Genomic DNA, 13,244 nt, shown 5'->3' with positions numbered 1-13,244 from the left:
AGGGCACTACTGAACGCGGTTCGCGGGTGGGTAATAGAAAATGTCATAAACCCCGGTTTCTCCCTCAAGCCCGTGTTCATCATATGCCGACAAGCGAACGTGATAGAACGATGCTTTCAGCCCAGTGAAGCGCATTTGCGGCTTGTCGGAGAAATTTTCCTGCTTGATGTTCAGAAACTCCTTATCGGTCGCGACCTGGGCCCGGTAGCGTTGGGCCCCGGCCAATGGCCGCAGGAACAGGGTCCAGACAGGCGCATCGCCCTTTTGGCCGTCCTGGCCGACCAACCGTGGCGCATCAAGCAGTTCCACGGGTTTGAGTTCGCCTTGTTTCTTGAACGCGAGGCCCTGCCGCGCACCAACCTTTACTTCACCAGAGACTGGACCGGTAATGGGCTTCTTCTTGATAGGGCGCGGGCTCGGTGGAGCGTCATCACGATTGACCGCCACTTGCCCGTTGAGTACTTCCACCAGCGATTGTTCGCCATCGTTACGCACACGGAAATGCGTGCCGCGTACCCCCAGAACGCCCACCGGGGTCATGATCTGGAAACGGTCATAGTCGCTGGCACGCTTGATCACGTAAGCCTCGACCTGACCTTCTTCAAGAATCACCTGGGGAATGGATTGCTCCTCGACCAGATGCAATCGGACCTGGGAGCTGGAGGGCAAGACAATCCGCGAGCCGTCCCCCAGCAACAGGCTGACAAATGCGCCCGATGAGGTTTTTACGCTTTCTTGTTCATCAATGAACATGCCTTCTTCCAGGGCCGTGGACACACCCTTGGCATCCAGTTTCCAGGCTTCGCCCGTGAGGTGCTGCACCACTGCCGGAAGCGGTTGCGCGCGGCACATCCGGTTGTCGTCGATATAGGGTGCACGGGGAGGGGCAGGGCGTGCCAAGGCCGGAAGACTCACTACGCCAAGCGTAACGATCAGGCCCGAACTCAACAGCGTAGAAGCGGCAGAGCGGAATCGGCAAGGGAAAAAGGTCATGGCGCTCATCAAGATTCTAGTTCTAATGGGTCATCAGAAAGCACTTTCAGGCAGCGTCTTGCAGCGGGAAGACCTTGAGTACCGTCTACGATACTCGATGAGGTATCCAGTCGATAGCCGAAATATCTGGGAGCGTGAGATCCATTGCAGAAGATGACACGTCCCTGTGTCGGAGCACTTCCGTCGCTCCAATCCGTGTGTCATCCAGCGAGAGCGAATTTACCTACAACATAGGTGCATCGGACCGATTCGCAACATTTGTTCAGATTTGCGGGTACTTAAAATACCCAACGTTGGGTCTGCTGCTGTTCGCTGAGTTGCTGAAACGGTGAACGGGCGAAGCCCATGCCATTGCCGGGCTCACTCAAAGTCTGCCGTTCCTCGAACGGCATAGGTATCGCCGGCTTATTGGCCCCGACCGTTTCCGTGCCCAGCGTAGCAACCATCACCACCAATACCAGTCTTCCCCATACATCAACCTTCCCCAGAACGGCCATACGTCTCGAAACAGCATAAAACCAGATTGCCATTGATCCTTTTCCTGAAGGTCTCGAGCCGGTATCTTCCCAGCTTGGGTGTTGACGATTTCCAATGGCTTGCGGCCATTTGATATCAGCGTACCGAGAGATTCAGAGGGCCTGAGAATCTGGCCATAATTGTTCAGATTCGATGCCCGCATTCTTCAATAAGAAAGGACCCTGCCATGCGTGTCGCAATATTGGATGACGAACCTGCTGAACTGCGGCGGGTGGAACAGACACTGCGACAAATCCCCAGCGCTGCGGATCAGCCATGGACCCTGCACTGCTTCGAGCGTGGAGAAGACCTGCTGCGACAACTGCGCCGCGAGACCTTCGACTTGCTGATCCTTGACTGGCAACTGCCCGACCTCAGTGGCCTGGCATTGCTGCGCTGGACCCGCGAGCACATGGAAGCGCCGCCAGCCGCCATCATGCTTACCAGCCGCGATGCCGAGAGCGATATCGTCCAGGCGCTGAACAGTGGTGCCGATGATTACGTCAGCAAGCCGTTTCGTCCCAATGAGCTTAAGGCTCGGGTGAATGCCGTTCTGCGTCGCCACGGGTTGCAGAAGTCTGCAGCCAGTGAGGTGCATACCTTCAATGACCTGACCTTTGATGATGCTGAACTCACGGTGAGCAGGGCGGGAAAACCCATCAGCCTGACGGAGCGCGAATACCGCCTGGCGCGGTGCCTGTTTGAGAACCTGGCGCGGCCGCTGTCTCGAGAGTACCTGTATGAACGGTTCTGGACCCATGAGGAGATGGTGTCGTCGCGGCCGCTGGATACGCATATTTATCGGCTGCGGAATAAGCTCGGGCTGACGGCGGATCGGGGTTGGCAGTTGCTGACGATCTATGGGTACGGATATCGGTTGGAGAGTGTGACGGCGGCTTCCGAGGACTGAGATGTTCCACGTGGAGCATTTATAAAATGCTCATATCCTGCCCATAAAAAAGGCCAACGCTAAGCGTTGGCCTTTTTTTTGCTGCAACCTGATCAGAAGTCCAGGTTGGAAACCGCCAGGGCATTGCTCTCGATGAAGTCACGACGAGGCTCGACCGCATCACCCATCAGGGTGTTGAAGATCTGGTCCGCGCCAATGGCGTCTTCGATGGTCACGCGCAGCATGCGACGCTGGGCTGGGTCCATGGTGGTTTCCCACAGCTGATCCGGGTTCATTTCGCCCAGACCTTTGTATCGCTGAATGGTGTGGCGCTTGGTGCTTTCCGCCATCAACCAGTCCAGGGCTTCCTTGAACTCTTTGACCGCTTTCTTGCGCTCGCCACGCTGAATGTAAGCACCGTCGTCCAGCAGGGTGCTCAGTTGCGCGCCGAGGGTAACAACCGTCTTGTAGTCGTTGCTGCCGAAGAAGTCGCGGTTGAAGGTGACGTAGTTCGACAGGCCGTGGGAGATCAGTTCGACCTCTGGCAGCCAGACGTTACGTTCACGGTCTTCACGCAGGCTGGCTTTGTAGACCAGGCCGGATTTTTCAACGGTACGCAGGCGGACTTCGTACTGGGCCAACCAAGCCTGCATGTGAGCATGATCACCCAACTGTTCCAGGCTGACGGATGGCAGGTAGATGAAGTGCTCGGTCAGCTCCTGAGGGTACAGGCGCGACAAACGCTTGAGGGTCTTCATCACCATGCGGAAGTCGTTTACCAGGCGCTCCAACGCTTCACCGGAGATGCCCGGGGCTTCGTCGTTCAAGTGCAGGCTCGCATCTTCCAGGGCCGACTGCGTCATGTACTCTTCCATGGCGTCGTCGTCTTTGATGTATTGCTCTTGCTTGCCTTTTTTCACTTTGTACAACGGTGGCTGGGCGATGTAGATGTAGCCACGCTCGATCAACTCCGGCAACTGACGGAAGAAGAACGTCAGCAGCAGGGTGCGGATGTGCGAACCGTCAACGTCAGCATCGGTCATGATGATGATGTTGTGATAGCGCAGCTTGTCGATGTTGTACTCATCGCGGCCGATGCCACAGCCCAGGGCGGTGATCAAGGTGCCGACTTCCTGCGAGGAAATCATCTTGTCGAAACGCGCCTTCTCGACGTTGAGGATCTTACCCTTCAACGGCAGGATGGCCTGGGTGCGACGGTTACGACCCTGCTTGGCGGAACCGCCAGCAGAGTCACCTTCCACCAGGTACAGTTCGGAGAGGGCAGGGTCTTTCTCCTGGCAGTCAGCCAGTTTGCCCGGCAGGCCGGCGATATCCAGCGCACCTTTACGACGCGTCATCTCACGGGCTTTACGCGCCGCTTCACGAGCCCGTGCTGCGTCGATCATCTTGCCGACAACCAGCTTGGCTTCGTTCGGGTTTTCCAGCAGGAAGTCGGAGAAGTACTTGCCCATTTCCTGTTCGACCGCTGTCTTCACTTCGGAGGACACCAGCTTGTCTTTGGTCTGGGAGCTGAACTTCGGATCCGGAACCTTGACCGAGATAATGGCGGTCAGGCCTTCGCGGGCATCGTCACCGGTGGTGGCGACTTTGTGTTTCTTCGCCAAGCCTTCCGCTTCGATGTAGGTGTTCAGGTTACGCGTCAGTGCAGAACGGAAACCCACCAGGTGAGTACCGCCATCGCGCTGAGGAATGTTGTTGGTGAAGCACAACAGGTTCTCGTTGAAGCTGTCGTTCCACTGCAGGGCGATTTCTACGCCGATGCCGTCTTCACGCTGGATGTTGAAGTGGAACACCTGATTGACCGCGGTCTTGTTGGTGTTCAGGTATTCAACGAACGCACGCAGGCCGCCTTCGTACTTGAACAGCTCTTCCTTGCCGCTGCGTTCGTCCTTGAGGACGATACCCACACCGGAGTTCAGGAAAGACAGTTCACGAATCCGCTTGGCCAGAATGTCCCAGCTGAAGTGGATGTTCTTGAAGGTTTCAGCCGAAGGCTTGAAGTGAATCTGCGTACCAGTGCTTTCGCTGTCACCGACGATTTTCATCGGTTCCTGTGGAACACCATGAACGTAAGTCTGTTCCCAGATCTTGCCGCTACGACGTACAGTCAGGATCAGCTCTTCAGAAAGGGCGTTTACTACCGAAACACCTACACCGTGCAAACCGCCGGATACTTTATAGGAGTTATCGTCGAACTTACCGCCGGCGTGGAGCACGGTCATGATGACCTCTGCCGCCGAAACGCCTTCTTCTTTATGCACATCTACCGGAATGCCGCGACCGTTGTCGCGTACGGTGATGGATTCGTCCGGGTGGATGATGATGCTGATGTCGTCGCAGTGACCGGCCAAAGCTTCGTCGATCGAGTTATCGACCACCTCGAACACCATGTGGTGCAGACCGCTGCCATCATCGGTATCACCGATGTACATACCGGGACGTTTGCGTACGGCATCCAAACCTTTAAGCACTTTAATGCTGGTCGAGTCGTACGTATTCGTATTTTCTTCGCTCATGCCTTCACTCCCGATGGTCGTGGGTCTGGGTGATACGGCCTTGTTCCACGTGGAACAAAGCGACTGGCGTTTCCGTCTGCCAGCCTTCCCTCAATAATTCGTGGTCTACACAGGTGATAAACACCTGGCAGCGTAAGTCTTCCAACAAGCGGCATAACGCGCGGCGGTGCTGCTCGTCCAGTTCGGACGGCAAGTCATCCACCAGATAAATACATTGCCCGCGCCGGGCCTGGCTAACCAGATGCCCCTGGGCGATACGCAAAGCGCAGACCACCAACTTTTGCTGACCGCGGGACAAGATATCCGCAGCATTATGTGCGCCCAATCTAAGGCGCAAATCAGCCCGTTGTGGTCCGGCCTGGGTGTGACCAATTTGCTGATCCCGTTGCAAGGACGTCGCGAGCACTGCACTCAGTTCCCGGTCTTTGTCCCAACCACGGTAGTAGCTCAACGTCAGCCCCTCGAGTTCAAGTAACTCGCTCAAGGTCTGCTCAAAGACTGGTTTCAAGGCTTTGATATAGGCGCGGCGGTATTCATCTATTTCAGCGCTGGCCAGGCACAGTTCCCGGTCCCAAGCAGCTTGCGAAGCGGCGTCAAGTGTACCATGCCGCAGCCATGAGTTCCGCTGCCGCAGGGCCTTCTGCAGGCGCTGCCAAGTGGCCATGAAACGCGGTTCCACGTGGAACACTCCCCAATCGAGGAATTGCCTGCGGATTTTTGGCGCGCCTTCCAGCAAGCGGAAGCTGTCCGGGTTGATCAGTTGCAGCGGCAGGATTTCTGCCAGCTGCGCAGCACTACGAGCATTCTGCCCATCGATGCGGATTTGAAACTCCCCCTGACGATCACGAGAAATCCCCAGGCTGCTATGACCGCCTTCGGCCAATTCGACTTGGCCAAATACTGTGCACGCCAGTTGCTCGTACTGAATCACCGGCAACAAGCGGGCACTGCGAAAGGAACGAGCGAGCCCCAGCAGGTGAATGGCTTCCAGCACGCTGGTTTTGCCACTGCCGTTGGCGCCGTGGAGGATATTGATGCGGGGGGAGGGGGAGAAGGTCACCGGGTGCAAATTGCGCACCGCGGTGACCGAGACGCGACTGAGGGACATCTAGCTTCTGCTGAACATGATTACAGGCGCATCGGCATGACAACGTAAGCCGAGTCATCGTTGTCGGATTCTTGTACCAGGGCGCTGCTGTTGGAGTCAGACAGAATCAGGCGAACCTGTTCAGTGGTCATCACGCCCAGCACGTCCAACAGGTAGCTGACGTTGAAGCCGATTTCCAGGTTGCCGCCGTTGTAGTCGACGCCCACTTCTTCTTCCGCTTCTTCCTGCTCAGGGTTATTCGCCTGGATTTTCAGTTGGCCGTTGGCCAATTGCAGGCGGATACCACGGTATTTCTCGTTGGAAAGAATAGCGGTACGGCTGAACGCTTCACGCAGGGCCTGACGATCACCGATCACCAGCTTGTCGCCGCCTTTTGGCAGAACGCGCTCGTAATCCGGGAACTTGCCGTCAACCAGCTTGGAAGTGAAGGTGAACTCGCCAGTGGTCGCGCGGATGTGGTGCTGGCCCAGCACGATACTGACATTGCCATCCGGCTCGGTCAGCAGGCGCGCGAGTTCCAGAATACCTTTACGCGGCACGATCACCTGGTGGCGATCCGGCTGACCGATATCGGCCTTCATCGAGCACATGGCCAGACGGTGACCGTCGGTGGCTACGGCGCGGATGATGCCTTCGGAGACTTCCAGCAGCATGCCGTTAAGGTAATAACGCACGTCCTGCTGGGCCATGGCGAAGCTGGTGCGCTCGATCAAGCGGCGCAGTCGGCTTTGTTCCAGGCTGCAGGTCAGCGAGCCTGGGCCTTCTTCCACGGTCGGGAAGTCGTTGGCCGGCAAGGTCGACAGGGTGAAACGGCTGCGACCGGCCTTGACCACCAGCTTTTGCTCATCAACCTTGATGTCGATCAGCGCGTCGTTGGGCAGGCTTTTGCAGATGTCCATCAGCTTGCGCGCCGGCACGGTGATCTCGCCGGGTTCGGCGGGCTCTTCGAGCTGGACGCGACCGACCAGCTCGACTTCCAGGTCGGTACCGGTCAAGGACAATTGCTGGCCTTCGACAACCAGCAATACGTTGGAAAGCACCGGCAAGGTCTGTCGGCGCTCGACGACGCCTGCGACCAGTTGCAGGGGTTTCAACAGGGCTTCGCGTTGAATGGTGAAATGCATGGTCTAGTCCCTTGCCTTAATAAGCTGCGCTGGTGTTCATCAAGTAGTCAGTGTACGCAGCAGGTTCTTGTAGTCCTCGCGAATATCCGCGTCGGATTCCTTAAGTTCGTTGATCTTGCGGCACGCGTGCAAGACCGTGGTGTGGTCGCGACCGCCAAACACATCACCAATTTCCGGCAGGCTGTGGTTGGTCAGCTCTTTGGAGAGCGCCATCGCTACCTGGCGGGGACGTGCTACCGAGCGCGAACGGCGCTTGGACAGCAGGTCGGAAATCTTGATCTTGTAATACTCGGCCACGGTGCGCTGGATGTTATCCACACTCACCAGCTTGTCTTGCAACGCCAGCAGGTCTTTCAAGGATTCGCGAATCAGCTCGATGGTGATGTCACGACCCATGAAGTGCGAGTGAGCGATGACCCGCTTGAGTGCGCCTTCCAGTTCACGCACGTTGGAGCGAATGCGCTGGGCGATAAAGAACGCGGCGTCGTGCGGCAGGTCGACTTTGGCCTGGTCGGCCTTTTTCATCAGGATCGCGACGCGGGTTTCAAGCTCCGGCGGTTCTACCGCTACGGTCAGGCCCCAGCCGAAGCGCGACTTCAGGCGCTCTTCCAGGCCTTCGATTTCCTTCGGATAACGGTCACTGGTCAGGATGACCTGCTGGCCACCTTCGAGCAACGCGTTGAACGTGTGGAAAAACTCTTCCTGGGAACGTTCCTTGCGGGCGAAGAATTGAATGTCATCGATCAGCAAGGCATCAACGGAACGGTAGAACCGCTTGAACTCGTTGATGGCGTTGAGCTGCAACGCCTTGACCATATCGGCCACGAAGCGCTCCGAGTGCAGGTACACGACCTTGGCATTCGGGTTCTTCTTTAATAGGTGGTTACCCACGGCGTGCATCAAGTGAGTTTTACCCAAGCCAACGCCACCATAAAGGAAGAGCGGGTTGTAACCGTGCTTGGGATTGTCGGCGACCTGCCAGGCAGCCGCGCGGGCCAGCTGGTTGGATTTACCTTCGACAAAGTTCTCAAAGGTGAACGTGCGGTTCAGATAGCTGGTGTGCTTGAGCGCACCCTCTACCTGGACGGTGCGCTGTTCGGCACGAACCGGGGCCTGTTGTGAGCTGGCGCCGGCCATTGGGTCAAAGCTGTCGCGGGACGGCTCTTCATTTATAGGCGCGTTTTTCTGCGACGAGGATTTCGAAGGCGTCTGGGCGACCGGGGCTGGCGAGTTATTAACAGGTGCCGCAGCGGCCTGAGCCTGGGAGGCACTGGCTGCCAACGGTGCATTCGGCGCAGCACGAGGTGCCGAGCTACGTTTGCTGCCTATTAATAAGGAGAGCACCGGAGCAAGCCCGTTGCCATGTTCATCGAGTAATTCGAGAACGCGGCTCAGGTATTTCTCGTTGACCCAGTCGAGAACAAAACGATTGGGTGCGTAGACACGCAACTCGTCGCCTTCGGCTTCGACCTGTAGCGGACGGATCCAGGTGTTGAATTGCTGGGCAGGCAGCTCATCGCGCAAAAGCTCCACGCACTGCTGCCAAAGTTCCACTGACACGGATATCCCCTAAGTTGAAAGCCGGTGAGGCAAAAACAGCCGCCATTGTAGCGGCCAGCCGCCCACTTATCCACATGTAGGTTGCTCACAGGGCGCCAAGAATCAATGCCTTAACCGTAAAAAAGGCGACAAATGGTCTGTGCATAAGCTCTGTGGATAAGCGCCCCTAAGCTCGTTGTACAAGTGGGGTCGAAAGTCTGTGGGTAACTGGCCTGTGGATAACTAGCCATTCCACACACAGCTTATCCGATAGCGCAGCACAGGCAGAGCACCGTTTCTCCCCCGTGTTGTCATTCTCTGTACAGCCCGTAGAATATGGCCTAAAGGCAGTTATCCACAGAAGATGGGGTGCCTAGCTTTTATAAGCTTTACAGAAAAGCTTTAAATAACTTCCTTCTTTATTTTTATATCTATGGCATTGCTCGTGAAAGGCGAATCGCCCGGATTCGGTCCGCAGGCCTCCAGATATCTAATTAAAGGAAAAGCTGGTTGGAAATTGACCTAGAGGCTTGCTTTCTCTAGAATCGCCGATCTCTTAAAACGGGGGCCATTCCGGCCCGTTGTGGACGAACCAGGTAACACGCCATGAAACGTACTTTCCAACCAAGCACCATCAAACGCGCCCGTACTCACGGCTTCCGTGCTCGCATGGCCACCAAGAACGGCCGTGCTGTCCTGTCGCGTCGCCGCGCCAAAGGTCGTGCGCGTCTGGCAGTTTGATAATCCGGTACTGGTGGTGAGTCAGGACTTCAGTCGGGAAAAGCGTCTGCTAACCCCCCGGCATTTCAAGGCAGTCTTTGACTCCCCCACCGGCAAGGTTCCGGGGAAAAATCTCCTGCTCCTTGCGCGTAACAACGATCTGGATCACCCCCGTCTCGGGTTGGTGATCGGCAAGAAGAGCGTAAAGCTCTCCGTTGAGCGCAATCGCCTCAAGCGTCTGATGCGCGAATCGTTTCGCCTCCACCAGGAAACTCTGGTTGGTTGGGATATTGTTATCGTCGCGCGCAAAGGCTTGGGGGACGTAGAAAACCCCGAATTGATTCAGCATTTCGGCAAGCTCTGGAAACGTTTGGCTCGTACCAACAAGCCAGCACCAGCTGTCAGCACCGAAACTGTAGGGGTAGACAGTACTGATGCGTAAACTGGCCCTCGTTCCGATCCAGTTTTACCGCTATGCCATTAGTCCCCTGATGGCAAACCACTGTCGTTTCTACCCCAGTTGTTCCTGCTACGCGTTGGAAGCCATAGAAAATCATGGCCTTCTGCGCGGTGGCTGGCTGACCTTTCGTCGTTTAGGTCGCTGTCATCCGTGGAATCCCGGTGGTTATGACCCGGTTCCGCCTATCCCTACCTCCCGTTCTTCTTCGATGGCCGAGTAATCATGGATATTAAACGCACGATCCTGATCGTCGCCCTGGCAATCGTGTCCTACTCTATGGTTCTTAAGTGGAACCAGGATTATGGCCAAGCTGCCCTGCCGACTCAGAATGTTGCTACCAATCAGTCGGCGCCGGCTATTCCGGATACGCCACTGGGTAACAATGCTGCCGCCAGTGCCGATGTACCCAGCGCGAATGCCGATACCAGTACCCCGGTAGAAACCCCGGTCGTCACCAATAAAGACCTCATCCATGTAAAAACGGATGTACTGGACCTGGCAATCGACCCACAGGGTGGTGATATCGCCCAGCTGAAGCTGCCGCTGTATCCACGTCGCCAAGACCATCCGGATGTTCCGTTCCAGCTGTTCGATAACGGTGGCGAACGTGTATATCTGGCGCAAAGTGGCCTGACCGGTACTGACGGTCCGGATGCTCGTGCTACCGGTCGTCCGGTTTATTCGACCGAACAGAAGACTTATCAACTGGCCGATGGCCAGAACCAGTTGAACGTCGACCTGAAATTCAGTCACGACGGCGTCAACTACATCAAGCGTTTCAGCTTCACCCGCGGTTTGTACGATCTGAAAGTCACTTACCTGATCGACAACGAAAGCGCGAAGCCGTGGACGGGCAACCTGTTTGCCCAGCTCAAGCGTGACAACAGCGCCGATCCTTCTTCCAGCACCGCCACCGGCACCGCGACTTACCTGGGCGCAGCCCTGTGGACAAGTAGCGAGCCGTACAAAAAAGTGTCGATGAAAGATATCGACAAGGGCGCGCTGAAAGAAACCGTTCAAGGTGGCTGGGTTGCCTGGTTGCAACACTACTTCGTGACCGCATGGATCCCGAACAAAGGTGATGCCAACCTGGTTCAAACCCGCAAAGACAGCCAAGGCAACTACATCATTGGCTTTACTGGCCCGACGTTGACCGTCGCTCCGGGTGCCAAGGCTGAAGCCAGCGCCACGTTGTACGCCGGTCCGAAGAGCCAGGCAGTCCTCAAAGAGTTATCCCCAGGTCTGGAACTGACTGTGGATTACGGCATTCTGTGGTTCATTGCCCAGCCGATTTTCTGGCTGCTGCAACATATCCACAGCATTGTGGGTAACTGGGGCTTCTCGATTATCCTGCTGACCATGCTGATCAAGGGGATCTTCTTCCCACTGTCGGCCGCCAGCTACAAGTCGATGGCGCGTATGCGTGCCGTGGCCCCGAAACTGGCTGCGCTGAAAGAACAACATGGCGATGACCGGCAGAAAATGTCCCAGGCCATGATGGAGCTGTACAAGAAAGAGAAGATCAACCCGCTGGGTGGATGCTTGCCGATTCTGGTGCAGATGCCGGTGTTCCTGTCGCTGTACTGGGTGCTCCTGGAAAGCGTGGAAATGCGCCAGGCGCCGTTCATGCTGTGGATAACTGACCTGTCGATCAAAGACCCGTTCTTTATCCTGCCGATTATCATGGGCGCGACCATGTTCATCCAGCAGCGTCTGAACCCGACTCCGCCGGACCCGATGCAGGCCAAGGTAATGAAAATGATGCCAATCATCTTCACCTTCTTCTTCCTGTGGTTCCCGGCTGGTCTGGTGCTGTACTGGGTGGTCAACAACTGCCTGTCGATCTCCCAACAGTGGTACATCACACGTAAAATCGAAGCGGCTACCAAAAAAGCCGAGGCGTAATTTACTCTGTGGATAACACCACTCAAGACGCCCCCTAGTGGGGCGTTTTGCTTTCTGTCACTTTTATCCGGGTACCCGCCATGAGCGCTCCTCGTGAAACCATCGCCGCTGTCGCCACCGCTCAAGGTCGTGGTGGTGTCGGTATCGTTCGTATTTCCGGGCCGCTCGCCGGCGTGGCGGCCCAGGCCATCAGCGGGCGGGAACTGAAGCCGAGGTATGCGCATTACGGGCCGTTTTTAGGTGCTGATGAAGAAGTGCTGGATGAAGGTATCGCCCTTTATTTCCCGGGGCCGAACTCCTTTACCGGCGAAGACGTCCTGGAGCTGCAAGGCCACGGCGGCCCGATCGTTCTGGACATGCTGCTGCAGCGTTGCCTGCAGTTGGGTTGCCGCCTGGCACGTCCGGGTGAATTCAGCGAACGCGCGTTCCTCAACGACAAACTCGACCTGGCCCAGGCCGAGGCGATTGCCGACCTGATCGAAGCCAGCTCTGCACAAGCTGCGCGCAATGCGTTGCGCTCGTTGCAGGGCGCGTTTTCCCTGCGTGTGCATAACCTCACCGAGCAATTGATCAGCTTGCGCATCTACGTGGAGGCCGCGATTGATTTCCCGGAGGAAGAAATCGACTTCCTTGCCGATGGCCATGTCCTGGCGATGCTGGATAAGGTTCGCGATGAGTTATCCACAGTGCTGCGCGAAGCCGGGCAAGGTGCCTTGCTGCGTGACGGTATGACCGTGGTGATTGCCGGCCGTCCCAACGCCGGCAAGTCGAGCCTGCTCAATGCCCTGGCCGGGCGAGAGGCCGCGATCGTCACCGAGATCGCCGGCACCACGCGGGATATCCTGCGCGAACATATCCACATCGATGGCATGCCCCTGCATGTGGTGGACACCGCTGGACTGCGTGACACCGATGACCAGGTGGAAAAGATCGGGGTGGAACGCGCGTTGAAGGCCATCACGGAAGCTGACCGCGTGTTGCTGGTGGTGGACGCCACCGCGCCAGAGGCTGCAGACCCGTTCGCACTGTGGCCGGAATTCCTCGAACAACGGCCGGACCCGGCCAAGGTCACGCTGATTCGCAACAAGGCTGACCTGACGGGCGAGGCAATTGCCCTGGAAGTCAGTGAAGATGGCCACGTGACAATCAGCTTGAGTGCCAAGGCTGCAGGAGAAGGGCTGGAACTGCTGCGCGATCATCTGAAAGCGTGCATGGGCTACGAGCAGACTTCGGAAAGCAGCTTCAGCGCTCGTCGCAGGCACCTGGAGGCACTGCGGCATGCCAGCGCCGCCCTCGAGCATGGCCGTGCGCAACTGACGCTGGCAGGAGCCGGTGAGCTGCTGGCTGAGGATTTACGCCAGGCGCAGCAGCTGTTGGGTGAGATCACCGGCGCATTCAGCTCCGATGATTTGTTGGGGCGGATCTTTTCAAGCTTCTGTATCGGGAAATAGGC

12 protein-coding genes are annotated in these 13,244 nt (G+C 56.9%); 6 read left to right on the top strand and 6 right to left on the bottom strand.

Annotation, left to right across the window (positions count from 1 at the left end):
- Window positions 1–6: 6 nt before the first annotated feature.
- Entirely contained in the window at window positions 7–1,002 is a 996-nt protein-coding gene (locus HX815_RS09390; RefSeq protein ID WP_250884777.1) for a FecR domain-containing protein, read from the bottom strand.
- A gap of 269 nt (window positions 1,003–1,271) precedes the next feature.
- Window positions 1,272–1,523, bottom strand: coding sequence for a hypothetical protein (locus tag HX815_RS09385; protein WP_003213590.1), 252 nt, complete (start codon window positions 1,521–1,523; stop codon window positions 1,272–1,274).
- A 173-nt stretch (window positions 1,524–1,696) separates the two neighbouring features.
- On the opposite strand from HX815_RS09385, the gene HX815_RS09380 reads away from it, so the two are divergent.
- The gene (locus tag HX815_RS09380; protein WP_003213588.1) at window positions 1,697–2,419 is read left to right on the top strand and encodes a response regulator transcription factor; all 723 of its coding nucleotides are present in this window, start codon (window positions 1,697–1,699) and stop codon (window positions 2,417–2,419) included.
- A 92-nt stretch (window positions 2,420–2,511) separates the two neighbouring features.
- Here HX815_RS09380 and gyrB read toward each other — a convergent pair whose 3' ends face one another.
- From gyrB to dnaA, 4 genes are read right to left on the bottom strand one after another with little or no spacing between them, the layout of a single operon-like run.
- The gene (gene gyrB, locus HX815_RS09375; protein WP_003213587.1) at window positions 2,512–4,935 is read right to left on the bottom strand and encodes a DNA topoisomerase (ATP-hydrolyzing) subunit B; all 2,424 of its coding nucleotides are present in this window, start codon (window positions 4,933–4,935) and stop codon (window positions 2,512–2,514) included.
- Between the two features lie 4 nt (window positions 4,936–4,939).
- Window positions 4,940–6,043 carry a DNA replication/repair protein RecF gene (gene recF, locus HX815_RS09370; protein ID WP_003213585.1) on the bottom strand — a complete coding sequence of 368 codons (1,104 nt, stop codon included), beginning with the start codon at window positions 6,041–6,043 and terminating at the stop codon, window positions 4,940–4,942.
- 20 nt (window positions 6,044–6,063) lie between these two features.
- On the bottom strand, window positions 6,064–7,167 hold the full coding sequence (dnaN, locus tag HX815_RS09365; RefSeq protein ID WP_003213582.1) for a DNA polymerase III subunit beta: 1,104 nt from the start codon (window positions 7,165–7,167) through the stop codon (window positions 6,064–6,066).
- Between the two features lie 39 nt (window positions 7,168–7,206).
- Complete coding sequence (gene dnaA, locus HX815_RS09360; protein ID WP_032868695.1) at window positions 7,207–8,727, bottom strand: chromosomal replication initiator protein DnaA; 1,521 nt, start codon at window positions 8,725–8,727, stop codon at window positions 7,207–7,209.
- 585 nt (window positions 8,728–9,312) lie between these two features.
- On the opposite strand from dnaA, the gene rpmH reads away from it, so the two are divergent.
- From rpmH to mnmE, 5 genes are all read left to right on the top strand, one after another.
- Window positions 9,313–9,447 (top strand): 50S ribosomal protein L34, encoded by a 135-nt coding sequence (rpmH, locus tag HX815_RS09355; protein WP_003213577.1) that lies wholly within the window; start codon window positions 9,313–9,315, stop codon window positions 9,445–9,447.
- Window positions 9,448–9,463: 16 nt separating this feature from the next.
- A complete protein-coding gene (gene rnpA / locus HX815_RS09350; protein WP_010168490.1) occupies window positions 9,464–9,868 on the top strand; it encodes a ribonuclease P protein component in 405 nt (134 codons plus the stop codon).
- Complete coding sequence (gene yidD / locus HX815_RS09345) at window positions 9,861–10,106, top strand: membrane protein insertion efficiency factor YidD (RefSeq protein ID WP_003213574.1); 246 nt, start codon at window positions 9,861–9,863, stop codon at window positions 10,104–10,106. The genes rnpA and yidD overlap by 8 nt, the downstream gene beginning before the upstream one ends.
- Window positions 10,107–10,108: 2 nt before the next feature.
- Complete coding sequence (yidC, locus tag HX815_RS09340; RefSeq protein WP_003213572.1) at window positions 10,109–11,791, top strand: membrane protein insertase YidC; 1,683 nt, start codon at window positions 10,109–10,111, stop codon at window positions 11,789–11,791.
- Between the two features lie 80 nt (window positions 11,792–11,871).
- Window positions 11,872–13,242 (top strand): tRNA uridine-5-carboxymethylaminomethyl(34) synthesis GTPase MnmE, encoded by a 1,371-nt coding sequence (mnmE, locus tag HX815_RS09335; protein ID WP_008439550.1) that lies wholly within the window; start codon window positions 11,872–11,874, stop codon window positions 13,240–13,242.
- The last annotated feature ends 2 nt before the right edge of the window (window positions 13,243–13,244 follow it).

The sequence above is a fragment of the Pseudomonas sp. E6002 genome (assembly GCF_013385565.1).
Lineage (GTDB): Bacteria > Pseudomonadota > Gammaproteobacteria > Pseudomonadales > Pseudomonadaceae > Aquipseudomonas.
This window is presented reverse-complemented; position numbering and strand designations above follow the sequence as displayed.

What these genes read in the sequence shown, in the direction of transcription:
- HX815_RS09380 (WP_003213588.1), top strand. Translation starts at nt 1,697, where the DNA reads ATGCGTGTCGCAATATTGGATGACGAACCTGCTGAACTGCGGCGGGTG.
- yidC (WP_003213572.1), top strand. Translation starts at nt 10,109, where the DNA reads ATGGATATTAAACGCACGATCCTGATCGTCGCCCTGGCAATCGTGTCC.
- mnmE (WP_008439550.1), top strand. Translation starts at nt 11,872, where the DNA reads ATGAGCGCTCCTCGTGAAACCATCGCCGCTGTCGCCACCGCTCAAGGT.
- rpmH (WP_003213577.1), top strand. Translation starts at nt 9,313, where the DNA reads ATGAAACGTACTTTCCAACCAAGCACCATCAAACGCGCCCGTACTCAC.
- HX815_RS09385 (WP_003213590.1), bottom strand. Translation starts at nt 1,523, where the DNA reads ATGGCAATCTGGTTTTATGCTGTTTCGAGACGTATGGCCGTTCTGGGG.
- recF (WP_003213585.1), bottom strand. Translation starts at nt 6,043, where the DNA reads ATGTCCCTCAGTCGCGTCTCGGTCACCGCGGTGCGCAATTTGCACCCG.
- dnaN (WP_003213582.1), bottom strand. Translation starts at nt 7,167, where the DNA reads ATGCATTTCACCATTCAACGCGAAGCCCTGTTGAAACCCCTGCAACTG.
- yidD (WP_003213574.1), top strand. Translation starts at nt 9,861, where the DNA reads ATGCGTAAACTGGCCCTCGTTCCGATCCAGTTTTACCGCTATGCCATT.
- gyrB (WP_003213587.1), bottom strand. Translation starts at nt 4,935, where the DNA reads ATGAGCGAAGAAAATACGAATACGTACGACTCGACCAGCATTAAAGTG.
- HX815_RS09390 (WP_250884777.1), bottom strand. Translation starts at nt 1,002, where the DNA reads ATGAGCGCCATGACCTTTTTCCCTTGCCGATTCCGCTCTGCCGCTTCT.